Annotated in this window: 22 protein-coding genes; 7 read left to right on the top strand and 15 right to left on the bottom strand. The window is 62.3% G+C overall.

Annotated features, from left to right (window positions below; translation table 11 throughout):
• Positions 1–6: 6 nt before the first annotated feature.
• The 10 genes from PSH86_RS20580 to PSH86_RS20535 are packed head-to-tail and all read right to left on the bottom strand — an operon-like array spanning position 7 to position 11026.
• A complete protein-coding gene (locus tag PSH86_RS20580) occupies positions 7–1143 on the bottom strand; it encodes a glycosyltransferase family 2 protein (protein ID WP_305484612.1) in 1137 nt (378 codons plus the stop codon).
• Positions 1136–2104 carry a glycosyltransferase gene (locus PSH86_RS20575; RefSeq protein ID WP_163857786.1) on the bottom strand — a complete coding sequence of 323 codons (969 nt, stop codon included), beginning with the start codon at positions 2102–2104 and terminating at the stop codon, positions 1136–1138. Before PSH86_RS20575 ends, PSH86_RS20580 begins: the two co-directional genes overlap by 8 nt.
• On the bottom strand, positions 2101–3471 hold the full coding sequence (locus tag PSH86_RS20570; RefSeq protein WP_305484610.1) for an O-antigen ligase: 1371 nt from the start codon (positions 3469–3471) through the stop codon (positions 2101–2103). Before PSH86_RS20570 ends, PSH86_RS20575 begins: the two co-directional genes overlap by 4 nt.
• Entirely contained in the window at positions 3468–4583 is a 1116-nt protein-coding gene (locus PSH86_RS20565) for a glycosyltransferase family 4 protein (protein WP_370873682.1), read from the bottom strand. Before PSH86_RS20565 ends, PSH86_RS20570 begins: the two co-directional genes overlap by 4 nt.
• Positions 4568–6160 (bottom strand): Wzz/FepE/Etk N-terminal domain-containing protein, encoded by a 1593-nt coding sequence (locus PSH86_RS20560; protein ID WP_163857792.1) that lies wholly within the window; start codon positions 6158–6160, stop codon positions 4568–4570. The genes PSH86_RS20565 and PSH86_RS20560 overlap by 16 nt, the downstream gene beginning before the upstream one ends.
• Before the next feature lie 15 nt (positions 6161–6175).
• Positions 6176–7201 carry a polysaccharide biosynthesis/export family protein gene (locus PSH86_RS20555; RefSeq protein ID WP_163857794.1) on the bottom strand — a complete coding sequence of 342 codons (1026 nt, stop codon included), beginning with the start codon at positions 7199–7201 and terminating at the stop codon, positions 6176–6178.
• A 20-nt stretch (positions 7202–7221) separates the two neighbouring features.
• Positions 7222–7866: a CpsD/CapB family tyrosine-protein kinase gene (locus PSH86_RS20550; RefSeq protein WP_163857796.1), complete on the bottom strand. Its 645-nt coding sequence runs from the start codon at positions 7864–7866 to the stop codon at positions 7222–7224.
• Positions 7867–8613 carry a sugar transferase gene (locus PSH86_RS20545; protein ID WP_305484607.1) on the bottom strand — a complete coding sequence of 249 codons (747 nt, stop codon included), beginning with the start codon at positions 8611–8613 and terminating at the stop codon, positions 7867–7869.
• Entirely contained in the window at positions 8610–9665 is a 1056-nt protein-coding gene (locus PSH86_RS20540; protein ID WP_232199670.1) for an NAD-dependent epimerase, read from the bottom strand. Before PSH86_RS20540 ends, PSH86_RS20545 begins: the two co-directional genes overlap by 4 nt.
• Entirely contained in the window at positions 9662–11026 is a 1365-nt protein-coding gene (locus PSH86_RS20535) for a UDP-glucose/GDP-mannose dehydrogenase family protein (protein WP_116832955.1), read from the bottom strand. Before PSH86_RS20535 ends, PSH86_RS20540 begins: the two co-directional genes overlap by 4 nt.
• 377 nt (positions 11027–11403) lie before the next feature.
• Between PSH86_RS20535 and PSH86_RS20530 the strand changes: the two genes are divergently transcribed.
• The 6 genes from PSH86_RS20530 (at position 11404) to PSH86_RS20505 (ending at position 17997) form a co-directional block, all read left to right on the top strand.
• The gene (locus PSH86_RS20530) at positions 11404–13101 is read left to right on the top strand and encodes a sulfatase-like hydrolase/transferase (RefSeq protein ID WP_305484605.1); all 1698 of its coding nucleotides are present in this window, start codon (positions 11404–11406) and stop codon (positions 13099–13101) included.
• 187 nt (positions 13102–13288) lie between these two features.
• A complete protein-coding gene (locus tag PSH86_RS20525) occupies positions 13289–13957 on the top strand; it encodes an ABC transporter ATP-binding protein (RefSeq protein WP_109754654.1) in 669 nt (222 codons plus the stop codon).
• Entirely contained in the window at positions 13957–16425 is a 2469-nt protein-coding gene (locus PSH86_RS20520; protein ID WP_305484603.1) for an FtsX-like permease family protein, read from the top strand. The genes PSH86_RS20525 and PSH86_RS20520 overlap by 1 nt, the downstream gene beginning before the upstream one ends.
• Positions 16415–17485, top strand: coding sequence for a lipocalin-like domain-containing protein (locus PSH86_RS20515; protein ID WP_305484601.1), 1071 nt, complete (start codon positions 16415–16417; stop codon positions 17483–17485). The genes PSH86_RS20520 and PSH86_RS20515 overlap by 11 nt, the downstream gene beginning before the upstream one ends.
• Positions 17486–17550: 65 nt before the next feature.
• Positions 17551–17793: a hypothetical protein gene (locus tag PSH86_RS20510; protein ID WP_109754657.1), complete on the top strand. Its 243-nt coding sequence runs from the start codon at positions 17551–17553 to the stop codon at positions 17791–17793.
• Between the two features lie 30 nt (positions 17794–17823).
• Positions 17824–17997, top strand: a complete 174-nt coding sequence (locus PSH86_RS20505) for a hypothetical protein (RefSeq protein ID WP_162893849.1) — start codon at positions 17824–17826, stop codon at positions 17995–17997.
• Positions 17998–18497: 500 nt separating this feature from the next.
• On the opposite strand, the gene PSH86_RS20500 is transcribed toward PSH86_RS20505, so the two are convergent.
• Complete coding sequence (locus PSH86_RS20500) at positions 18498–19016, bottom strand: Hcp family type VI secretion system effector (RefSeq protein WP_116832952.1); 519 nt, start codon at positions 19014–19016, stop codon at positions 18498–18500.
• Positions 19017–19041: 25 nt separating this feature from the next.
• Here PSH86_RS20500 and PSH86_RS20495 point away from each other — a divergent pair, with 25 nt between their 5' ends.
• On the top strand, positions 19042–19218 hold the full coding sequence (locus tag PSH86_RS20495) for a hypothetical protein (protein WP_305484597.1): 177 nt from the start codon (positions 19042–19044) through the stop codon (positions 19216–19218).
• Positions 19219–19316: 98 nt separating this feature from the next.
• On the opposite strand, the gene PSH86_RS20490 is transcribed toward PSH86_RS20495, so the two are convergent.
• The 4 genes from PSH86_RS20490 to glcD all read right to left on the bottom strand — a co-directional run bounded on the left by PSH86_RS20490 (position 19317) and on the right by glcD (position 24561).
• Positions 19317–20693: a VOC family protein gene (locus PSH86_RS20490; RefSeq protein WP_109754659.1), complete on the bottom strand. Its 1377-nt coding sequence runs from the start codon at positions 20691–20693 to the stop codon at positions 19317–19319.
• Positions 20694–20781: 88 nt separating this feature from the next.
• Positions 20782–22002, bottom strand: coding sequence for a glycolate oxidase subunit GlcF (glcF, locus tag PSH86_RS20485; RefSeq protein ID WP_305484594.1), 1221 nt, complete (start codon positions 22000–22002; stop codon positions 20782–20784).
• 1 nt (position 22003) lies between these two features.
• Positions 22004–23062, bottom strand: coding sequence for a glycolate oxidase subunit GlcE (glcE, locus tag PSH86_RS20480; RefSeq protein WP_109754661.1), 1059 nt, complete (start codon positions 23060–23062; stop codon positions 22004–22006).
• Positions 23062–24561 carry a glycolate oxidase subunit GlcD gene (gene glcD / locus PSH86_RS20475; protein WP_109754662.1) on the bottom strand — a complete coding sequence of 500 codons (1500 nt, stop codon included), beginning with the start codon at positions 24559–24561 and terminating at the stop codon, positions 23062–23064. Before glcD ends, glcE begins: the two co-directional genes overlap by 1 nt.
• Positions 24562–24690: the final 129 nt, after the last annotated feature.

The raw sequence follows: 24690 nt of genomic DNA, 5'->3' as shown, positions 1-24690 counted from the left end.
CAGGCCTCATCGAGTCTGATCGGGATTCCATTGGTTGTAGCTATGCCCGCGCAAGAACTGCCACAGGCCGACGACCATGCCGGCCAGGCTCACCAGCACGAACGCGGCGAGCCGAAACGGTCTGGGCAAGCGATGACGCACGTCCAGCAGGCCGGCCACTGCGAAGGTGTAGCCGAGTAGCTGGGCAGACAGGGTCAGGCGATAGAAACCATGCTCATCGAGCAGCCAGAGGTTGGCCACCAGCAGGGGTAGCAACAGCACCGGCGCCAGCCGGCGGATCAGCTTGTGGCTAATCAATGCGATGGCGTACAGGCCATGACACAGCGGGTTGAGTAGCTCACGCCGGGCCGCCAGGCTGATCAGGCCGCCGACGGTGACGCGCTGGCGGCGGCTGAACTGTCGGTCGGCTTCGTCCACGCCTTGATCGAGCACCTTGGCGTCGTCGACGTAGACGACGCGTTTGCCGGTGACCGGTGCGCAGGTGTTGATAAAAAAATCGTCGTTGACCATGGCTGGAATCGGTTGGTACAGCTCGCGGCGCAACGCCTGCAGCGCACCATCGGCCGAGACCGTGCAACCGGTGCGACTTTCCACTCGGCGTAGCCAGGCTTCGTAGTGACGGTACAGGCTTTCGCCCACGCTCAGGCCTGAGCCCGGGACGGGAATGTTCATATTGCCGACAGTACCGCCGACCCCTGGATCGGAAAACGGCGCCAGCAGGCGTTCAAGCGTGCCGTCGAGCCAGTGGACATCAGCATCGGTAAACACCAGGATATCGCCCGTGCAATGACTGACCGCGACGTTGAGCACGCTGTTCTTGCCTTGGCGCGGCAGGTCGAGCACCTCGATGCGCGGATCTTCGAAGTTGCGCGCCAGGGCCACGGTCTGATCGGTGGAGCCGTCGCTGGCGACAACGATCTGCAGGCTGGCGGCCTGATAGTCCTGGGCCAGCAGATTGCGCAGTTTGTTCTCGATATTGCGTTGTTCGTTGTGCGCGGCAACGATCACACTGACCCGTTGCGCAGGCAGAGGCTCAGGCCTGAGCCTGGGAAAAAATGGCCCGGCGAGCGTCAGCAGCAATGGGTAACCCAGGTAGGCGTACACCGGCAGTAACAGGCACAACCAGAAAATGAACTCAGCCACGGGCAGGCCTCCTTGCTTTCCAATGACAAAGGCTGAGGATGAGCGCGACGCCGGCCAGGTGCAGGCGCACCCAGTGCAGGCCCCAGAGCTGCAGGGTCAGGCACGGGTTACGGTGCTTGTGGCTCTGGTTCAAGCTCAGCACCAACCCCGGCACGGTCGTCAACAGCCCCATCATGAGTGCATATTGAGGAGCGCCAGTGGCCAGCGCGCAGATCGCCAGGAAGTCCAGCAGCCAGACGAGCACGGCCAACATCGGGAAGCGCAACAGGCGCAGGCTCAAGCCATTGGTACGCAGCAACTGCACCAGACTGCCCTGGCGCCACAATTCCTTGCCCATCCACTCGCGCCAGTTCATTTCGTAGCCCCAGTGCAGGGCGGTGTATTCATTGACCGACAGTAATCGTGCGCCCTTGGCCGTCTGGCGCAGGGTCAAGTCTTTGTCCTCACCGGTGCGCAGCGTCTCGTTGAACCCGCCGGTCCTGTCGAACCAATGGCGGCGCATCAGCAGGTTGGCGGTTGGCAGCCAATCCACGCGCTGCACGGTATGTCGCGAGGGGAGCGAGGTCCGCCGATGCCAGGCCGTGGCGTACCAGGGGGCCTGCGCGGGGGTGTACAGATCCAGGCCGAAGACGTCGGCGATGTCTGCGGTCTCCAACGCCAGCAAATGCGTCAGCCAGTCCTCGGGCATTTCGATGTCGGCGTCGATGAAGGCCAGCCATTCACCGGTGGCAACCTGCGCTCCGCGATTGCGCAGGGCACCGATCGGCACGCCTGGAATCACCAGGACCTGCGCACCGAACTGCCGGGCAATCTCCGGGCCTTGATCCTGCGAGCCGTTGTCGACCACGATCAACTCGCACGCAAGGTTGGCGGCATTGGCGGCGCGTTGTGCGGCGAGCAGCGTGCGGGCGATATGCCGGGCCTCGTTGTACATCGGAATGACGATACTGATGCGGCTCATGAACGGGCCTCCCGCGGCGCGGCCTGTTCGGCGTCGTAGCGCAATATGCTGGTCAAGGCGAGCATGATCCACAGTAACTTGTGGTTCGGCGCGCTGAGGAACATCAGGAACAGCGCCAGCGACAGGAAACTCATGCCCAGGTGCGTCAACAGGTCCGCCTGGGCCCAGTCCCGACGCTGGAGCCAGAGTTGGCGCGTGCGCACCAGGTTGTAGAGGCCCAGCCCAATCATGCCGACAAACATCAAGCCGGCTGGTACGCCGATTTCACTGAAGATTTCCAGGTAGGTGTTATGGGCCTCGCGGTACAGATCCCCCCGTTTGCGATTGGCCGAGAACGCCTTGGCGTAGCCGGTGGGGGCGTAGTGCTCCGGAAACGTCCCGGGGCCTGAACCGAGTATCGGCTTCTCGCGGATCATCTGGCTGCCCACCACAATGTACGAGGCGCGGCGCCCCAAGGATCCGTCCTTGTGGTCGTTGGTGCCGGAGCTGAGGATGCTCAATGTCTGGATGCGTGCCACGTAGCCGGCAGGCATCAAGGCGATTGTCGCCGGGACCATGAGTGCCAGGCCGAGCATCGCGAACCCGAGGTGCCGGGGACGCACGCGTGGTAGCTGCGCCCGATAGTGATACAACCCGATCATCAGAGTGAGCAGCAGCACGACCAGTCCTGAGCGCGATTCGGTCTTGGTCATTCCACCCAACAACAGGATGACACCGCCAGCCCAGAACAACCGGTGCAGCAGGTTCTGGCTGCGTATGGTCAACAGCAATGCCAGCGGTATGGTAAACGCAATCAACAGCGCAAAGGCGTTCGGGTCTTCCAGCAAACCCGAGGCGCGCCCCTGATCCTGGTATTTGGCTGAAAACATCGCGAGCACGCAGGTCGTGGCGACGCTCACTGTCATCAGCCGGGCGAACATCTCCAGGTTCAGCTCGCGACCGATCAACAACGTGATCACGAACAGAATCAGCCCGACTGCGAGTTCACGCAGATGCATCAGGGACTGCTCCATGTTTTCCGAGATCAACAGGCTCAGGCCATACAACACCATGAAGCCGAGCAACGGCTTCCAGATGTTGCTACGCAAGCGCGTCGCAGGGATCTGATGCAAGGCCAGCTGCAGCATCAGGATCAGGATCAGCGCCACGCCGAGGAATTTGCTGCCGGAAAACACGTTGTCCTTGAACAGGCGTTCGAGCGGCAGCAGTGCGGCAATGCCCAGCAAACCCCAGCCGGGCTTGCGGTACAGCATGGCGACGCCCACCAGCCCAAGCACCGCACCCGGAGCAAGAAACGGATAAGGACTGGCCAGCAATGCCAGGCACACCAGCCCCAGCAGACTGACGATCGAGAGCGGGACAATCATGGCCGAGCCTCCCGCGCCGTGCGGATATAGAGTTGCGACCAGCGTTCGGCCAGCGTGCGCAGGTCGTAGCGGTCGCGTTGGGTGCGGCGCGCGTTGTCGGCGAGGATCCGCGCCAGGGGCGGTTCGCTGAACAGCGTTTCGATCTGGCGGGCCAGTTCCTCGCTGTCGGCTGGCGTGGCGAGCAGGCCGTTGTGACGGTCCTGCAAGACATCGGGAATGCCACCGACGCCGAACGCTACCACGGGCACGCCGGCCTGCATGGCTTCGAGCAGGATCATTGGCGTACCTTCAGTGCGTGAACTGATCACCAGTGCATCGAGGCGGCTCCACCAGTCGTTCATGTCCGTCTGATAACCGGGCAATTCGATGCGCGTGGGCAGATTGGCGTCAACGATGCGCTTGAGCAAGGGCTGGCGTTCCGGGCCATCACCGAGCATGACCGCGTGCAGCGACGCATGGCGTTGACACAGCGGGATCATCGCATCGAGGAACAGGTCCGGGCCTTTCTCGCTGCTCAAGCGGCCGACGTAGCCGACCCGCCAGCGTTGCCTGTCGTCGCGATGAGGCAGCGGCGTCGTGACGGCCGGCAGGCCGTTGGGGATCACGTCGAGTTTTTCCGCGTTCACGCTGGCCTGGCGGTGCAGCGCCGCGATGCACTCAGCCACGCACACCACTCGCTTGACTGGCGCGGTGCGGCATAGTTGCAGGCTCAACCACGTATAGAAACGTTGTTTGGGGCTGCGTGGCGTGAAACCGTGCTGGGTGATCACCAGCGGCAGGTGCAACAGGGTCGCTGCGGCCCAGCCGAACACCAGGCCCTTGAAGTTGTGCGTATTGATCAGCGGGCGCTCGGCGCGCCGTTGCCGCAGATGCTGCAACAGTTCGGGCCAACTGGCGCAGTGGTGGCAGTCGATCCCAGCCTGGCGGAACCGCGTGATCAAGGTCGGCGGCGCCCCCAGGAACAGCACCTGATGCTGGCCGGGTGTCGCCACGCAATGATCGAGCAGCATCCGCTCGGCCCCATAGAAGCCACCGCTGCCGAGCAGATGAATGATCGACAGGGGGAGGCTGCGTTGGGACTGGCTGAACGGCGCGTTCAATTTTTCACCCAATGGACAAGGCTGGGCACGCTCCAGTTGCGGTGCGGGTTGACCTGCTCGGGCGACTGCTCGTTGATCACCAGCAGCACCGGTAGATCCAATTGGTGGCCGATTTGCGCCGGATGCTTGAAGCGATGGTCGAAGAACTCACGCACATAGACCAGGGCGATCGCCAGCAGCAGGCCACAGAACATGCCGAAGACAATAATCAGCATCGGCTTGGGAAAGGCCGGGGTGGTCGGTTCGAACGGCGGGCTCAGGACCCGGGCGTTGGACAGGTCGTTGTCCAGCGAGCGAGTAGAGCTGGCTTCGGCGAACCGCTGGGCATAGGTGGAGAATGCCGCATGCAGGGCGTTGATTTCGGTGTCCATCTGCCGCAGCTTGCTCTGGGTTTCCTGAAGTTGGTGGATGCGTTCCTTGAAGGCGGCGATACGTTCGATTTTCTGTTTGATCACCGAGCTGACCACCGCCAGGTCGGTGGTGCGTTCCTGGATGCGGTTGTTCACCACTTTGAGAAATTGCTGGCGGGTGCGCACGATCTGCTCGCGAGCCAGCAACATCGGTTCGCTGCCGGGTTGGAAGATCGCCAGGTCGTTCATGTAGCGGCTGACCTGGCTGGTCAATTGCTCGCCCATTTGCCTGATTTCCCGATCGTCGAAGGCAACGTTGTCCACGGTGGTGGTGAAGGTGAACGGGAAGGTGTAGTCGTTGAATCGCGAGCTGTTCGCCGCCGCCAGGCTGGTCTTGAGGTAATCCAGCCAGCGTTGGCCTTGCAGCAGGCGGTCCTGGTACAGGTTCAGGGCCTGCTCCTCGGTGTTGATCGCATTCAAGCGAAAAGTGATTTCTTCCTTGGGATCGGATGAGCCGACGCCTTCAAGCAGCGTCAGGCGGTTACCCTCCAAACCGTCAAGGCGAGTCTGGTACTGGACTTTTTTCTGCTCGTAGAACGTCTGGGGTAACTCTATCGATTGCAGGTCCTGGCGACCGGTGAGGTAGTTTTCCAGCAGTTGCGCCACGAACCGAGTGCCCTGGGCCGGGTCGCCGAAGCTGTAGACGATGGAGATGACGTTGGAGCCGGGCAAGGTCTCGATCTTCAGGTTGTCAATGGCCTCGTCGGTCAGCGTATCGAGCACGGTGTCGCGTACCGGATCGACCTCGAGCCCCAAGCCGTCGCGCAGCGGATTGATGACGTACTCACGCAACGGCTGGGTGACGTAGCGCTTGAGTGGTTCGCTCACCCACTTGTTGAGGATGCCCGGGCTCGGGGTGTACTCGCCCTGGTCGCGCAGGGTCTTGATGGTTTCGCGAATCAACGCCGGCGAGCGCAGGATGTTGCTCTCGGTTTCCATGTCCGCCAGGGACGGTGGAACGAACGTCGCGTTTTCCTGGTTCAGCGAAGTCGTGGCGTCGCCTTGGGAGAGCTTTTTCGACTGGACGATCACTTGGGCGGTGATATCGAAACTCTGCTTGAGCATCAACGGCAGCACCAGGGCGATCACGGCAAAAATCAGGAAGACGCGCTTCACCCACTGCTTGTTGGCGAAGAAGATCCTGAAGAACTCGTGCAGATAGTTTTCCTTGGGGTTCATGATCGATCACCTGGGTCAGTTTCTGTCGCTGCTTTTGTTGTCGAGGTCGTAGCCGAGGCTGACGCCAATGCCCTGGAACAGCACCACATCGGCCAGTTGCCGGGCCATTTCACCGGCTTTGGCCAGGCCGGTCTTGGGCACGAAAAGCATGTCTTCCGGTTGCAGGTAGGCGATCTGCGAGGCGTCGCCGCTCAGGGCCTTCTCCACGTCGTAGTGGCGGGCCTCAACCTGATTGCCGTTGCGCCGCATGATCACCACCGAGTCGAGCCTTGCCTTGACGTTCGTGCCCCGGGCCAGGGTCAGCGCCTCGAGAACGGAGATCGGCCGGCGGATAGGGTAGGAACCGGGTTGAGCCACTTCACCGAGGACATAGATCTCGTTACCACCGGTGGACTTGAGCAGCACATCCACGGTCATGTGGCCGGGTAGCTGGGCATAGCGCTCATTGAGGAAGGTCTCCAGCTGGGTGACGGTCATGCCTTGCAACGGGACGGCACCGATTTCCGGGAAGCTGGCGTAGCCATCCCGGCCCACGATGATTTCCCGGCTCATGCCGGTGGCAGGGTGGGTCAAGGTGTTACGCAGGTTCGTCTCGCCGGACAGCGGGCTGGTCACCATTACGGTCAATTGGTTGCGATTGGGCTGGAACAGCATCTTCTGGTTGTAGGCCTGCTGCACCGCCAGGCGCGCCTCTTCGGTGGTCAGGCCGGAGACTTTCACCGAGGTGTTGGCTCCCGGCAGTTCGATACTGCCGTCGGGCATCACCTGTTGCGTGCCGTTGAGTTGGCTGGCAGCGGTGAAGTTCAGGGCAACCTGGTCGCCCGGCTGCACGCGGTAAGCCTGGGAAGAGGTGGTGTCGATGTGAAAAATCACATCCAGCACGTCCTGGGGTCTCAGGGTCTGTTCGACCCTGGGCATGTCGGTGGCTTGGGCGTTGGCTGGCGCGGCCGTGAGGATCTGCACCGGCATCGAACGGGTATCGGTGGTGCTGGAGCAACCGGCAAGCGGCAGCAACAGCAGGACAAGCATTCTGGCGTTCATCTCGTCATCCTTTTGCGGGCTTACAGGTTGTTGTAGAGCCATTTGGGCATGTAGTACTTGCGTCGGTTGAACACGCTGCCGACTACCTTCGCGCCCGCCTGGACCAAGCGTTGCCGGGCGGCTTGGGCCACTTCCCAGCGGGTATCCTCACCACGCACCACCAGCACCACGCCGTCCACCTGGGTGCTGATGACCAGTGTGTCGCTGGCCGAATACACCGCGTCGGCGTCGATCACCACGAAGCGGTACTGCGCCGCCAGTTGCCTGAACAATGGACGCAGTCGCTCGGGGCTCAGGCGGTCGGCGTTATGCCCCAGGCGGCCATTGGGCAGCACGTCGAAGGGCAGGCTGGAAACCTGCACCACGCAGTCCTGCAACAGCGGTGGGGCGAGGGTGTTGAACAGCAGGTCGCTGAAACCGCGCTCTTTTTGCAGCAACAGTTGGTGGCTGAGGTTGTGCGGCGACTGGCTCGCATCCACCAGCAACACCCGTCCGTTGCTCATCTGCGCCAGTTGAGCGGCGAGCGCCATGGCGCTGGTGCTCGTGCCGGTGCCGATGTTGGCGGCTGTCATGAGAAGGATCCGCAGATCCGGGTCAAGCACGGTCGAGGTCAGGTTGGTCTCGCTCGGGCTGGCTATGGTCAGGATATTCGTTGAACCGTCCATTTAACTCGCTCCGTGGCCGCTGAAAACTTTGAAGGGGGTAAGCATCAGGATCTTCAAGTCCAGCCACAGGCTTTGTTCAGCGATATAGCTGAGGTCCAATTCCACGCGCTGGTCGAAGTCGATATTGCTGCGCCCGGAGATCTGCCACAGACCGGTCATGCCGGGGTAGATGCTCAGGCGCACAAGGTGATTGTCCTTGTAGCGATAGGCGTTGAACGAGGTCGGCCGCGGGCCCACCAGGCGCATGTCGCCGGTCACTACGTTGATCAGGTTCGGCAGTTCGTCGAGGCTGCTGCGGCGCAGGAACCGGCCGATGGGCGTGATGCGCGGGTCGTTGTCGATCTTGAAATCGATGGCATCGGCGCCGTGTTTGTTGAGGTGGCGCAGCGACTCCTTGAGGGCCTCGGCATCGGCGACCATGGTGCGGAACTTGTACATGCCGAAGACCCGGCCGCGATAACCGGTGCGCTTCTGTACGAACAGCACGGGGCCGGGGCTGGAGAACTTGACCAGCAGCGCCAGGCCCAGCAGCAGTGGACAGAACACCAGCAGGATCGCCAGGGCGCCGAGGCTGGCCACTACGCGGTTGGTACGTGAGACCGTCCAGGGCCGGCCGCCGTCGCGACCGGTCAACCAACCACGGCCCTGGCGGTGGATGGCCGCGTCCAGGCGCCTGCGGTGGTCGGGATCGACACGCTTGTCGCGTCCAGGGGTATTGATCGTAATGATTTGCTCATGTCGGGTCATAGACTCCTCCGCTGAGGTTGGGCCGCAAGCGGCGCGTGGGCAGGCCGTAGGTAATACTCGAGGAACCACTGGATGAAGCGGCCTAGGCCGTCGTCCAGTTCGATACCCGGCTTGAAGCCGGTGGCCCGTGCCAAGTCGCTGGCATCGGCGCAGGTGTTGAGCACATCGCCTGCTTGCAGGGGCAGCAGCTCGACGCGTGCGGTGCGTCCCAGGTGTTTTTCCAGCAGCGCGACATAGGTGCGCAGCGCCACCGGGTGCTGTCCGCCGATGTTGTAGATCCGCCAGGGCGCGCGGCTGGTGGCAGGGCCCGGTTGTTCGTGATCCAGCAAGGGCGTGACCTGGGGCGCACGTTCGATCAGGCGGGCGATGCTTTCGACGATGTCGTCGATGTAGGTGAAGTCGCGTTGGTGTTCGCCGTGATTGAACAGTTGCAGCACACGGTCTTCGATGATGGCGCGGGCAAACTGGATCGGTGACATGTCCGGCCGACCCCAAGGGCCGTACACCGTGAAGAACCGCAGGCCGGTGCAAGGAATACCGAACAGGTGGCTGTAGCTGTGGGCCATGAGCTCGTTGGCTTTTTTGCTGGCCGCGTACAGCGACAGCGGATGATCGACGTTGTCCTGCACCGAATAAGGCGTGCGCGGGTTGGCGCCGTACACGGAACTTGAGGAGGCGTAGATCAGGTGCCTGACCGGATAGCGGCGGCAGCTTTCCAGGATGTTCAGGAATCCGGTGATGTTGCTGTCGACATAGGCCTGCGGGTTTTCCAGGGAGTAGCGCACACCCGCCTGGGCCGCGAGATGAATCACTGCGTCGGGGCGTCGGGCCTGGAACAGCTCGTCGATGGCCGGCGCGTCGGCCAGGTCGATCCGCGCCAGGGGGAATTCGCCGGCCTGATCGTTCACCCAGGTCACGCGGTCGTGCTTGAGCTGCGGGTCGTAGTAGTCGTTGAAATTGTCCAGCCCGCATACTCGATGGCCGTCGCGCAGCAGTCGCAGCACAACGTGGGCGCCGATGAAGCCGGCTGCGCCGGTGACCAGGATGTTCACGCTTGTGGCCCTGACGCCGGGGTGCCCGGCACGGTGTGCCGCAGACCGATGCCGCGATACAACAGCCCGGCGGCGGCCAGGTGTTCGGGGTTGTACAGGTTGCGACCATCGATGATCACCCGGGCGCGCAACTTGCTGGCCAGCAGGTCGAAGTCCACTACGCGAAAATTCTTCCACTCGGTGCAAATCACCAGTGCATCGGCGTCTTCCAGGGTGTCGTCGCGGGTGGCGCAGAGGTTCAGGTCTTTGCGATAGCCGTAGAGGCGGCGGCATTCGGACATGGCTTCCGGGTCATAGGCCTGGACCCGGGCGCCTTCGCGCCACAGCGCTTCCATCAGGTAGCGGCTGGGGGCTTCGCGCATGTCATCGGTGTTGGGTTTGAACGCCAAGCCCCAGATGGCAATCGACTTGCCCGCCAGGCCATCCTGGAATTGCTTCGCCAGTTTCTCGAAGAGGATGTGCCGCTGGCTGTCGTTGACGTCGGTGACGCTGCGCAGCAAGCGCAGTGGCATGCCGCTTTGTTCGGCAGTGTGCAGCAAGGCCCGCAGGTCCTTGGGAAAGCACGAGCCGCCAAAGCCGCAGCCGGGGTAGATGAAGTGGTAGCCGATGCGCGGGTCCGAACCGATGCCCTTGCGCACCGCCTCGATGTCGGCGCCGAGCCGTTCGGTGAGGTTGGCCAGTTCGTTCATGAAGCTGATGCGGGTGGCGAGCATGGCATTGGCGGCGTACTTGGTCAGTTCGGCGCTGCGGTTGTCCATGAACATCAGTTTTTCGTGGTTGCGGCAAAAGGGCGCGTAGAGCTCGGTCATTTGGTCGCGGGCCAGCGGGTCGGCGGTGCCGACGATGATCCGGTCCGGGCGCATGCAATCGGCCAGGGCGCTGCCTTCCTTGAGAAATTCGGGGTTGGAGACCACGCGCACGGCAAGTTTTTTCAGGCCCCGGCGCTCCAGGACCTGGCGCGCGCATTCGGCCACTTTGTCGGCCGTGCCCACCGGCACCGTCGACTTGATGATCAGGGTGCGGTCACTGTCCATGAAGTCGGCGATTTGCCGGGTGACGCTCAATACATGGCTGAGATCGGCGGAGCCGTCTTCATCGGCGGGGGTGCCGACGGCGATGAAAATCAGCTCGCCATGGTTGACCGCGTCGCTGGCCTGAGAACTGAACGACAAGCGTCCGGACTTGATGTTGTCTTCGAGCAAACTGGACAGCCCCGGTTCGCTGATGGTCGGTACGGCTTGTTGCAGTTGCCGGATCTTGTTCAGGTCGATATCGATGCACAAAACGCGGTGTCCGACGTCGGCCATTGCGGCCGCCTGGATCAGCCCGACATACCCCGTACCAAATACGCTCACGTCCATTTTTGGCGCGCCTCGCAGACCGAATGATGTAACTCGGATGAAACTGTTTAGAGGGGTATAGCGCAGCTTCAGGAAAGCGTGTCAGCAAAATGACAGTTGTCACTGTTGGCAATTCAAGTGGAGTCGGGCCTTTTGATATCAAGTTATTGAGTGTCTTAGAAAAGTGGCTGTTTTATTGGGCTTCACGGGAATTTGACAAAGCGATAAACGGTAGCAATCCATAGGCTTTTACATTTTGCGACGTGTTTTCGTGTCATTTTTGGGGTAACTTTTTTTTGACGCGTGCGACGTTTATCCCTTTCTTGCACTTTGGAAACCCCCTGCTAGTGTGCAGAAAACGAACCCCTTTCCAACGTCGCGATAGAGTCGAAATCGACATGGCCCGATACCTCAAGGAACTGCTGTTGGTGCTGTATCTGGTGCGGGGGTACGACTATTACCTTGATCGTCTGCAGGCGCTGGGTTTTGGTTTCCCCACGCTGTTGTACAGCGCGATGTTCGTGGTGTTGGTGGTGGCGTTGTGGATGAGCGCGTACATCCGCCCGGCCCTGGTGCGGCATCTGTTCGCGCTGGTGATGTTTGCCTCGGCGGTGTTCTTCGAGGTGTACACCCGGGTCACCGACAGCTACCTGACCTACAGCCAGTTCGTGTCGCTGGTGTACTCCGGTGGGTTCATCCAGGAGGCGGCCTATCAGTACCGCGAAGTGATCATCAGGGCGGCGGCCGCTGGTGTGTTGCTGTTGTTGGGGATCGGACTCAAGCCTCGCCGACGGCTACCGTTGCCAGGCTTTCTGCCAGTTGCTGCGCCATTGCTTGGCGTGCTGTTGCTCAGTGCTGTGTTGTTCATGCGGGCGGGCGAGGGCGCGCGCGGGCTGCCGGTGATGTACACGCCGTTGGCCTATTTGAACCTGTTCATCTATGAGGCCCTGCACAACATCGTGGGTCCTCGGGAACCGGTGCGCATTGCGCGGCTAACTTCGGTCATCGAGCATGACATTGTGCTGATCATCGATGAAAGCGTCGCCGGCAACTACCTGGACATCAACGCGCCGTTCGGTGTGTACACCAGCCTGAAAATGCCACCTTCGGGCGTGGAGGTCATCAATTTCGGTTACGCGGCCTCCATCGCCAATTGCAGCGCCGACACGAATATCACCCTGCGTTACGGCGGTACTCGCGCCGACTACATACGTATCAACAGCACCCTGCCGTCGATCTGGCAGTACGCTAAAAAGGCTGGGTTGCGCACCCTCTACATCGATGCCCAACGCACCGGAGGCAACCTGCAGAACCTGATGACCGACCTTGAGAAACAGGACATCGACGAATTCATCCAATTCGACCAGGTCAGCGTGCGCGACCGTGACATGGCGGCGGCGGCGAAGTTGATCGAGTTGCTGGGCGATGACCACGCCGAGCTGGTGCTGATCAATAAGGTTGGCGCGCATTTCCCTGTGCACGACAAATACCCTGACGACTTCATGAACTACCGCCCGGCCTTGCCGCGAGGGCTGTTCCAGGAAGTGTCCGACACCGGCCTGCGTGACGGCTTCAATGGCCAGAAGGACGACTGGGTGTTGTACCGCAACGCCTACCAGAACACGTTGCTGTGGAATGTCGGTGAGTTCTTCAAACGAATCTTCCAGCAGGCTGATTTGAGTCGTGCCGTATTGATCTACACCTCCGATCACGGCCAGGACCTGCACGAGCGCGGCAACCCGGGGCTCAACACCCATTGCGACGGCGACCCGGTGGCGGAAGAGGGGCTGGTGCCGCTGGTGGTGATAGAGGGCGCGCAGTCGCACACCCTGGATTGGCAGCAAGCTTGGGCGCAGAACAAAGACCGTTCCAGCCACTACAACATCTTCCCGACGCTGTTGCAGTTGATGGGGTACGATCCGGCCGGGATTGAAGCAATCTATGGCAAGTCCCTGAGCCAGCCGACCGACGACGCCTTCACCTTCAACTACCGCTTCAATGCACGGTTGGGGGCTGTGCCTGAATGGAAACACATCGACCTGAACCACATCGTCACACCGGGGCCGACGCAAGCGCAGATGGCGGCGGGGCAGTGATCCCTGTGGGAGCGGGCAAGTCTTGCTCCCACAGTTTTTTGCGGGTCGTTCACCGGCATCGCGGACCCCACAAATCCCCTGTGGGAGCTGAGCTTGCTCGCGATAGTGCATCGATATTGGATGTGCCGATGCCCTCGCGGGCAAGCTCCGCTATCCTGAGCCTCATGTTTATCCATCGAGCCTTTCCATGCTTGAAGTGCGCGAAGTCTTCAAAAGCTACGTCACTCCCCAGGGCCCGTTGCCGGTGTTGCAAGGCATCGACCTGACATTGCCGCCCGGCAGCAGTCTGGCGCTGATGGGAGAGTCCGGCAGCGGCAAAAGCACCTTGTTGCATCTGGTCGCCGGGCTGGACAAGGTCGATGGCGGCAGTATCCGCAGTGGCCAATACCGACTCGACGGCATGAGCGAAAGCCAGCTGGCGAACTGGCGGCGTACGGAAATCGGTCTGGTGTTTCAGCAGTTCAACCTCATCAGCAGCCTGTCGGTGGAGGACAATCTGGCGTTCCAGGCGCGTCTGTGCGGGCGCTATGATCCTGTCTGGCAGGCCCATCTGGTGCAGCGGCTAGGGCTTGCAGACTTGCTGCGGCGTTATCCGGAACAGCTTTCCGGCGGGCAGCAGCAACGGGTCGCGCTGGGGCGGGCGCTGGCCTCGCGACCGCCCCTGTTACTGGCCGACGAACCTACCGGCAGCCTCGACGAAACCACCAGCGACGAAGTGCTGCAACTGCTGCTGGAACTGCTGGATGGCAGCTCCACCAGCCTGCTGATGGTGACCCACAGCCCCCGGGTGGCGGCGCGCCTGGCCCATCGGGTGGTGTTGCAGCGCGGTCGCCTGGCTGAAGTGGCCCAGGGTTGATGATCTTTCGGCAGACCCTCAAGGCGTTGCTCAGTCACTGGCGCCAGCACCCGGTGCAGTTTTTCAGCGTATTGACCGGGCTCTGGCTCGCCACCAGTCTGCTAACCGGCGTGCAAGCGCTGAACAGTCAGGCCCGGGACAGCTACGCCCGGGCCAGCCAACTGATTGGCGGCGAACCCCAGGTCAGCCTCAGTGCACCCGGCGGCGGCACGTTTGCTCAGCAATGGTTTGTCGATCTGCGGCGCCAGGGCTGGCCGGTGTCGCCGGTGTTGCAGGCGCGAGTGATGCTCGAGGGCCACGAGGAGCAGCGCCTGCAATTGATGGGGATCGATCCGGTGTCGCTGCCCCCTGGTGCGGCGCTGGTGGGGCAGGCGCGGGAGATGACCGAGGTGGTGGCGTTTTTCAGCGATCCCGGCCGCACCTGGATCGCCCCGCAGACGTTGCAAGCCTTGGGCATGGGCGAGGGTGATCGGCCCCGGACGGTCGATGGGCGATCCCTGCCGCCGCTGCACGCCCAAGTGGACATGGCGCCGGGCGTGCTGTTGATGGACATTGGTTTTGCCCAGCAGGTGCTCGGGTTGCCGGAGCAGCTGTCGCGATTGCTGTTGCCCGCCACGTTCAGTGCGGCGTTGCCGGAGGCATTCAACGGTCGGTTGCAACTCAAGCGCGCCGATGAAGAAAACAATCTGTCGCGTCTGACCGAAAGCTTTCACTTGAACCTCGACGCCCTGGGATTTTTATCCTTTGTGGTGGGGCTGTTCATTGTCCACGCTGCCATTGGCCTGGCCCTGGAACAGCGTCGTGGCTTACTGCGAACCCTGCGGGCCTGTGGCGTCAGTGCGCGGGTGCTGATCACCAGCCTGGTCTTCGAACTGGGGGCGCTGGCGTTGCTGGGGGGCATCGCCGGGGTGCTCAGCGGCTATTGGCTGGCGAGCCTCTTGTTGCCCGATGTCGCGGCAAGTCTGCGGGGCTTGTACGGTGCTGAAGTGCCCGGGCAGTTGAACCTCAGCCCGTGGTGGTGGCTCAGCGGCGTCGGCCTGAGCCTGCTCGGTGCGCTGCTAGCCGGGGCCGACAGTTTGCTGCGGGCCGCGCGTCTGCCCTTGCTGGCGCTGGCCAATCCCCAGGCCTGGCATCAGGCTCATGCGCGCTGGTTGCGACGCCAGGGTTGGGTGGCGACACTGGCCGGGGTGATCGCTGCGTCGGCGTTGATCTGGGGCGATAATCTGGCCAGCGGTTTTGTCTTGATGACGGCCTTGCTATTGGGGGCGGCGCTGGCCTTGCCGGTGTTGCTCAACAGCGCTCTGAACCTGTTGTCGCGTCGCAGCCGCTCGGTACTCGGACAATGGTTTCTCGCCGATTGCCGCCAGCAATTACCGACGTTGAGCCTGGCGTTGATGGCGTTGTTGCTGGCGCTGGCGGCGAACATCGGTGCCGGCAGCATGACCGCCGGTTTCCGCCAGACCTTCAGTAACTGGCTCGAACAACGGCTGACCGCCGAGTTGTACATCAATCCGCAAACCCCGGCCCAGGCGAACGAACTGCACGCCTGGCTCAAGCAGCAACCGGCGATCACTGCCGTCGTTCCCCTCTGGCAAATCTCGGTCCCGTTGCAGGGCTGGCCGACGGATATCCACGGCATCATCGATCATCCCCACTATCGCCAGCACTGGCCGCTGCTGGAATCGGCCGGCGACAAACCGTGGGAGCAACTGGCGGCCGCCGATACCCTCATGCTCAGCGAGCAACTGGCCCGACGCCTCAAGGTGAGCATCGGCGATCAGTTGACCCTGCCGACGCCGCAGGGGCCATGGTTGCTGCGCATCGTCGGGATCTACGCCGACTACGGCAATCCCAAGGGGCATGTGCTGGTCAATGCCGATCACTTGCTGGCGCACTGGCCGAACCTGACACCGAACCGTTTCAACCTGCGTATCGATCCGCCCGCGATCCCGGCGCTACTGACAGCGTTGCAAGGCCGCTTCAGCCTGGATGACAGCCGCATCGTCGATCAAGCCCGGCTCAAGGGTTGGTCGACCCAGGTGTTCGAACGCACCTTCGCCGCCACCGCCGCCCTCAACAGCCTGACCCTGGCGGTGGCCGGGGTGGCGTTGTTCATCAGCCTGCTGACCCAGAGCCAGAGTCGCCTCGGTCAGTTGGCGCCGCTATGGGCGCTGGGCGTGACGCGCCGGCAGTTGATGTTGCTCAATCTCGGCCAGACCTGGTTGCTGGCACTGCTGACCCTGGTCCTGGCGTTGCCGCTGGGCATCGCCCTGGCCTGGTGCCTGGACGCGGTGATCAACGTGCAGGCCTTCGGTTGGCGCCTGCCGCTGCGGGTGTTCCCGTTGCAATTGGTGCAGTTGCTGGCCCTGGCGATGCTCGCCACGCTACTGGCATCGGCCTGGCCGCTGTACGCGTTGTACCGCACGCAGCCGGCGGATTTGCTGAGGACCTTTGCCCATGAGGATTAGTGTCTGCGTGTTGTTGCTGGCGTTGCTCAGCGGTTGTGATGACTCGGCGCCGGCGCAAAAGGGCTTTGCCGGCCTCGGCGACCAGGCTGTCGCGTTCACGCCGGTTGTGCCGGGGCGGCTGTTCAGTTTTCCGACCGATCATGGCCTTCATGAAGGTTTTCGCATCGAGTGGTGGTACGTCACCGCCAATCTCAAGGATGCCCAGGGCCGTGATTTCGGTGTGCAGTGGACGCTGTTTCGCAGTGCCTTGGATGCCGCGCCCCAGGCCAGCGGCTGGCGCAACCAGACGATCTGGCTCGGTCACGCTGCGGTCACATCCGCCACCGTGCACCATGCCGCCGAGCGTTATGCCCGAGGTGGGGTAGGGCAGGCCGGGGTGCAGGCGGTGCCCTTTGATGCCTGGATCGACGACTGGCAATTCGGCACCCGGGTTTCAGGGGCCGAGCCGTTGGCGGACATGCAGTTGAAGGCTCGCGACCCGCGCTTCAGCTATGCGTTGCGGCTCACATCGAGCCGGCCGCTGGTGTTGCAGGGCGATCAAGGTTTCAGCCAGAAATCCGAACAGGGGCAAGCGTCGTACTACTACAGCCAGCCGTTCTTCCAGGCCAGCGGTGAATTGGAGATCGACGGCCGGCGTTACGCGGTCAGCGGCCCGGCCTGGCTCGACCGCGAATGGAGCAGCCAGCCCCTGACCGCCAACCAGACCGGTTGGGACTGGTTCTCCTTGCACCTGGACAACGGCGAGCACCTGATGCTCTACCGCATGCGCCACAAGGACGGTGCGCCGTACCTCACGGGCACCTGGATCGACGCCCAGGGCCAAGCGCAAACCCTGCGCGCCGGGGAAATCAGCCTGCAACCCCTGGACACCGCCAAGGTCGCCGGGCGCTCGATGCCGGTAGGCTGGGCCATCAAGATCCCCGGCAAGCAACTCGACATTACTGTCCACGCGCTGAATCCCAATGCCTGGATGAACTTGCGCATCCCCTACTGGGAAGGACCGGTGCAACTGCATGGCAACCAGGGCGGCACGGGTTACCTGGAAATGACCGGCTACTGAGAATCATTGGAACTCCCCGCGAACGTCGCCCCTCATAACTTATGAATGTCTCGCAGGAGCCCGTCATGAGCGATGACCTCAAACTTGCGTCGCTGGCCGATTGGCAGCGATTGTTCGACGACAAGGCCTACTGGCAGCAGTCCCCCGACGCTCACTTCACCGAACTGATGCGGCTGGCCAATGATCTGTTCGGCCTGGGCGCCATCGACCTGGCGCAGTGGCAGGCCTTGAAGACCAAGGCCGAGCAACTGCACCAACGCTCCCCGGACGCCAACGTCGCTGAAGAAGTCGCCGACCCCGACGCGTGATCCAAGCCTGAAGGATTCAAGGAGTTCGCCATGAAGCACAGCCCCGACCAAACGCCGCAGAACCCCGACGAGCCGGCGTTGCCCGGTGAAGTGGAACGCGATAACGATGCCTTGCGGCCCAATGACCCGGCCAAGCGCAAGCAACAGCACGGCGATCCTGAGGCAGGGGATACCGATGCGCAGAAAACCGGTCGGCGTGGCTGAAGTGAGTCACACGGGGTATTAAAAGATTTTTTTAATGACTGTTTAAACTTGCAACGACGTGTTGCGAATAACGTTTGTACTTATTCATCGTTTTGTATAACTGTTTGTACAGCTAATACATAATGCCCATTCAAACACAAACCCCTGGCGAGGATGCATGCTCCCGTCGGGCTCTATGGCGAGTGGCCGTTGCGCGCGGGATGCCCACCCAGCCGAGTGGGAAGTGCTCTCGTCACGGCGCACTGTAATTGTACAAGCGGCTGGGGGGCTCAGTTGTGAACAGTTGTAACGATGAATAATTATTTAAACAGGCTCACGGACATCTTCTAAAAGTTCGATTATTATTGTGCCCGTTCGCCCAGTGTCAGGCTCTTTACCAGTGCATGGATTGCCGAGGCCATCGCACTGGGCGAACACCATCCTGAATCAACCCCCATCGATTGTTTTCAACTGCACATTAGTCAGCGGAGTTGGCCGATGCATGGACGGCTGCTCCCGATTTAACCGACCACGGGCGAACGCCAGTCATCGGAGCCCGTGGTATTGCTGACTTCGTGAGTCCAAGTGATCTTGCGATACGCGAAATGCACGTCCTCCAGATGGGTGAAGTGTGCATTCGCCGGGTCCTGGCAGTTGAACATGTAGTCCTTGATCTCGACGATGATCGCGTCTTCCAGCGTGGTGGTGAAGTAGTGTTCCTGGGTGCCCGAGGCGGATGTCCGGAACCATTGAATCACGACCTCTTCCATGCGCTCACCACTGGCCAGCGCCGCCAGTAGCAACGGCGTGGCCTTGTCGAATACTTTGGTGATGATGAGGGGTTGATGAACGCGTTGGCCGGTTGGCTGGCCGGATTGAGGATCGCGTGGGACGGTCATCTGATGCTGGAAACCTTGCACCATGATTTTGTCTTCACGACCTTCCTGAAAGATATTGCCAACCGAGTCAGCGGTAAACGCGCCTTCAGTGATCAGACCTTGTTTGATGCCTTTGATGGTCATGTACGCGGGGGTAGCCAATGGATGCTCTCCTTCCTGGATAACTATGGGCCTGGGACGGGAATCGCCCCGAGGTGGCCTGACGATTATCAAGAGCTATGCCATTTTAAAAAAAAACGATAAATATCAAATAGTTGAACAGATTATTGGCGATTCTTTCCCTCAGCCAAGCAAGAAAGCGCACAAAGGTTTGCCCGGCGCGTTGCAGCTCTTTGTGGCCTGAGCAAACACCGCGAAAGCCAGGCAAAGTGGCCGATGTAGGCGTGCTACACAACACGCCTGGTCATGCAGCTTTTTGCCGTTTTATCCTTCGGCCTGTTCCTACAAGCCCAATGTGGCCCTGCACTCATCGATAGAGCGCTGTTGAGTCTGGGCATACAACCCCAGCTCATCGATGGTCGCTCCCCCCAACGCCTCTTCAAAGGCCTGGCGGTTGGACTGCCCGGCGTAATGGCTCTGGGCGGCATCGCCGAGGTTCGACTGGAAGATACCGGCAGCGCTGACTGGCAGGAAATCCTCGTACACCAAAGGTTCGGCGCGCAGGTATTGCTGCGCGAGCAAGTGCTCCAGGGACGCCGCTTGCCCGAGGGTGCCCTTGGCGGCGAGGCCCTTGGGCGTCACGAAATAGCGAAAGTAGGCCAATGCTTGTCGGCGCAGCTCATCGTGGTTGTCAGGGAATTCGACAAAGTGTTCGCTCATCAGCCGGTTGTAACGTTCGGCGTTGGCTTCGTTGGGAAACTCCCCCAGCGCATCCCGCGCGGCGTTCAGCAATCGGTCGTAGAGCGCGCGGCCCTTGGGCGTGAGCGCGGCGCCCCGTTGTTCGATTTCGCCGAAGCGGGCGCTGTGGCTGCCCTGGGCTTGTGCCTGGTCGGTAAAGGCGACGGGTTCGTCCAGTGCCTTGAAACTGGTCTGGCGCAGCAGGATCGGGCACTGCCGACGGGGTGGACCTTCGATCACGGCCTTGGGGGTAATGCCGTGTACGGGCATCCGCGCCTGAACGATGTCGATGTCCAGGGTGCGCGGCGTCAGGTGGTTGATGTGCGGGCCCTTGAACGCCACCACGTCGGCGATCAAACGATGTTGGGCGCTCAATTGCCGGTACTGTTCGGCGGTGACCGTGGCGCTGTGGTGCCAGCGAAAGGTTTCCAGGGCCTGTAGGACGAAGTCCTCGGCCTGGGCCTCGGTCAGGCCACCCTGGCGTTCGGCCAGGTCAATGAGCTCAAGGGCGCTGGGGGTGAAGATCTGCCGTTTGGCCAGCACCGACTCGGCAAAGGCCCGAAGCTCGGCATTCTCGATCAGTTCCAGGCGCAGCAGCGAGGTAAACACCCGGAACGGGCTGACCTGCAACGCGCTTTCGTGCACGGCGCGGAAGGCCGTGGAATGCACCGGCACCCCGGCCGGCGTGAGGTCGTAGTAGCCCACCGGCTGCATGCCCATGACCGCGAACAGACGCCCCAGGGTCGCCAGCTCGGCGGCGGTGCCAACGCGAATCGCGCCGTGGCGTTCCAGGTCCAGGCGTTCGAGTTCGCCGGTGCTGCGCAGGTGTGCGGCCAGGGCCGGGTCTTCGGCCAGCACCTGGGCGTTGGTGTGCTCCACCAGCTTCATCAGGGCGCCATACAGTGGCACCTCGTCGCGGTACATGTCGGACATCGCCCTGGAGAAGCGTTGGCGGATCAGGTCGGGGCTGACGAAGCTCATCGTGAGAATTCCTGGCGAGGGCTGTGGGAAAGTTGGACGAAAGATCGCAGCCTTCGCCGGCCCCGGCAAACGAAGAATCTTCAGGACTTCATTCTGCCAGGGACTGATCCACCAGCTCGATCCAGTGTCGTACGGGCGTGCGACCGGCGCCGTCGAGGTGGTTCTGGCAGCCGACGTTGGCCGTGACAATCAGCTCCGGCTGGCCGCTTTCCAGCGCGTTGAGGCGGTTGTCGCGCAACTGCCGCGCCAGGGCCGGCTGGGTCAGCGAATAGGTGCCGGCCGAGCCGCAACACAAATGGCCGTCGGGCACCTCGGTGAGGTTGAAACCCAACCGCGTCAATAGCGCTTCGATGCTGCCGCCGAGTTTCTGTGCGTGTTGCAAGGTGCAGGGGCAATGCACGGCAATGCGCTGGTTCCTGGCCGCGCAGATCTGTTCCAGCGGTTCCTTGCCGAGTACCTGCACCAGGTCCAGTGCTCGTTCACTCACCTGTCTGGCCTTGGCGGCGTAGGCGGGGTCATGTTCCAGCAGATGCCCGTAGTCCTTGATGAATGCGCCGCAGCCGCTGGCCGTCTGGACGATGGCTTCAGCGCCGTTCTCCAGGTGCGGCCACCAAGCGTCGATGTTACGTCGGGCACGGTCCAGTCCGGTGGCTTGGGCATCGAGGTGATAATCCAGCGCACCGCAGCAGCCGGCCTCTGCACAGGGGATCACGCTGATGCCGAGTCGATCCAGCACCCGGGCTGCCGAGGCGTTGGTGTTGGGCGAGAGACCTGGTTGCACGCACCCTTCGAGCATCAACACCGTACGCCCATGTCGAAGCGGTGGGCGCTCGCTACGGGCAGGGGAAGGGCGGGGCAACTTGGCGCTCAGGTTCGTCGGCAGTAATGGACGGAAGATCGCCCCAAGACGCAGCAGGGCCTTGAACCGCTCGGGGCTGGCCGCCAGGCTTCGCAGTCCCAGGCGCAGTGCGCGCTGGCCAGTGGGGCGCGGTATGGCCTGATCGACCACTGCCCGGCCGATGTCCAGCAGGTTGTGGTAATCCACGCCGGACGGGCAGGTGGTCTCGCAATTGCGACACGACAGGCAGCGATCCAGGTGCAGTTGGGTGCTGGCTGTCGCCGGCTGGCCTTCGAGCACCTGCTTGATCAGGTAGATGCGGCCTCGCGGGCCGTCCAGCTCATCGCCGAGCAATTGGTAGGTGGGGCAGGTGGCATTGCAGAAACCGCAATGCACGCAACTGCGCAGGATCCGTTCGGCTTCTTCGGCGCGGGGCAGGTTTTTGCTTTCCTCACTGAACCGAGTCTGCATGCTAGATCTCCGGGTACATCCGGCCAGGGTTGAACAGCCCGAGCGGGTCGAGCTGGGCCTTCAACTGCCGGTGATAGCGCAGCAGCGCCGGAGCCAGTGGCTGGAACGGTGTATCGCTGGCACCCTGACGATAGCAGGTGGCATGGCCGCCCACTTCATGGGCCAGGGCTTGCACCGTGTCGGCCTCGGTTTTCAACCAGCGCTGCGCGCCACCCCAATCGATCAATTGCGCGCCGGGCAGGGCGAGCGGGCCGGTATGGTTGGGCAACGACAGGCGCCACAGTGGCAAGCCCTCATCGAAGAATGCCAGCCGATGCTCATTGAGTGCCGTCCAGTATCGATCGTCGATCACCTCGCCCCCGAAACGTTGATGAGCGGCGCTGACCGAGCCTTCGCCCCCCTCCAGGCGCATGTGCAAACAGCTGCCGTCATGGCTGGCGGCGCTGATGGGCAACGGTTGTCGACCCCATTCGGCGAGTTTCTGCAGCGCTTCGGTGCTGTCCAGTTCCAGGCGGATGCTCAGGCTGTGACGTGGCTTGGGCAGGACCTTCAAGGACACTTCGGTGATCACCCCCAGGCAACCGAAACTGCCGGCCAGCAGGCGCGAGAGATCATAGCCGGCGACATTTTTCATCACCTCGCCGCCGAAACGCAGCAACGTGCCGTGACCACTGATCAGGCGCGTGCCGAGGACGAAGTCGCGCACCGAACCGGCCCACGGGCGACGTGGCCCCGATAGTCCGGCAGCGACCATGCCGCCGACCGTGGCGTCGTCGCCGAACGCCGGCGGTTCGCAGGGCAGCCGCTGTCCGGCGGCGTCGAGGGCGGCGAGCAGTTCCCGCAATGGGGTACCGGCACGGGCCGTGACCACCAACTCGGTCGGGTCGTAGTGGACGATGCCACGATGCACGCGGGTATCCAGCACTTCGCCGGCCACTTCGCGCCCCAGGAAGGCCTTGCTGTTCGAACCCTGGATGCGCAGTGGCGTGGTATTGGCCCGTGCGCGATTGACCTGTTCGAGTAGCAGGTCGCTGGCGTCCTGGTCGGCTTCGCGGCTCATCAGAAACGCTCCAGTTCAGGAAATGGCAACTGCCCGCCATGGATGTGCATGGCACCGAACTCGGCGCAGCGGTGCAGGGTGGGAATGTTCTTGCCGGGGTTGAGCAGGCCTTGGGGGTCGAACGCCGCTTTTACCGCGTGGAACAGGTTCAGTTCGTCGCTGTTGAACTGTGTGCACATCTGATTGATTTTTTCCCGGCCAACCCCGTGTTCGCCGGTGATGCTGCCGCCCACCTGGACACACAATTCGAGGATTTTCCCGCCCAGGGTTTCGGCGCGCTCCAGTTCGCCGGGCTGGTTGGCATCGAACAGGATCAGTGGGTGCATGTTGCCGTCACCGGCATGAAAGACATTGGCCACCCGCAGGCCATGCTCGGCACCGAGGCTGGCGATGCGCTGCAGTACCTCGGGCAAGGCCCGGCGCGGGATGGTGCCGTCCATGCAGTAATAGTCCGGCGCCAGGCGACCGACCGCCGGGAAGGCGTTCTTGCGCCCGGCCCAGAACCGCAACCGCTCGGCCTCGTCCCGCGCCTGGCGGACCTCGGTGGCGCCGGCCTGCTCCAACACCTGGCGGACCCGTTCGCAGTCGTCATGGACGTCGGCCTCGACGCCGTCCAATTCGCACAGCAGGATCGCTTCGGCGTCCACCGGGTAACCGGCATGGATGAAGTCCTCGGCGGCGCGGATCGCCAGGTTGTCCATCATTTCCAGGCCGCCGGGAATAATGCCGGCGGCGATGATGTCGGCCACTGCACGGCCGGCCTTGTCCACCGAATCGAAACTGGCCAACAGCACCTTGGCGACCTGGGGCCGGGGCAACAGCTTGACCGTCACTTCGGTGATCACCCCGAGCAAGCCTTCGGAGCCGGTGAACAGCGCCAGCAGGTCCAGGCCCGGTGAATCCAGGGCTTCGCTGCCCAGGGTCAGGCGTTCGCCTTCGATGGTGAGGATCTCCAGCTGCAACAGGTTGTGCACCGTCAGACCGTATTTGAGGCAGTGCACGCCTCCGGCGTTTTCCGCGACATTGCCGCCGATGGAACAGGCGATCTGCGACGAAGGATCTGGTGCGTAATACAGCCCGAACGGCGCCGCCGCCTGGGAGATCGCCAGGTTGCGTACACCCGGCTGAAGCCTCGCGGTGCGGGCGTCGGGGTCAATGTGCAGGATCTGGTTGAACCGCGCCATCACCAGCAACACGCCGCTCGCCAGGGGCAAGGCGCCGCCGGATAGACCAGTTCCGGCGCCCCGGGCGACCACCGGGACGTTCTGCCCATGGCAGAGCTTGAGCAGCGCTTGCACCTGCTCGACACGCCTGGGCAGCACCACCAGCATCGGCGTGGTGCGATAGGCTGACAAGCCGTCGCATTCGTAGGGCTTGAGGTCTTCCTCTCGATGCAGGATGTCCAGGTCTGGAATCTGTGCCTGCAAGGCTTGAAGCAGGGCTTGCTTGTCCACCTTCGGCAAGGGACCGTCGAGGTGTTCGTCGTAGAGGATGTTCATGAAAATCGATACCCCTCAGTTGCCACGAATCCCGGTGGGAGCGAGCTTGCTCGCGATGGCGGTGTGTCAGCTTGAATCAGTGTTGGATGTATCGCCGCTATCGCGAGCAAGCTCGCTCCCACATGATTT

The sequence above is a fragment of the Pseudomonas sp. FP2300 genome, from assembly GCF_030687595.1.
Taxonomy (GTDB): domain Bacteria; phylum Pseudomonadota; class Gammaproteobacteria; order Pseudomonadales; family Pseudomonadaceae; genus Aquipseudomonas; species Aquipseudomonas bijieensis.
Note: the sequence above shows the minus strand (reverse complement) of the source record. Positions and strands in the feature narration are given on the sequence as shown.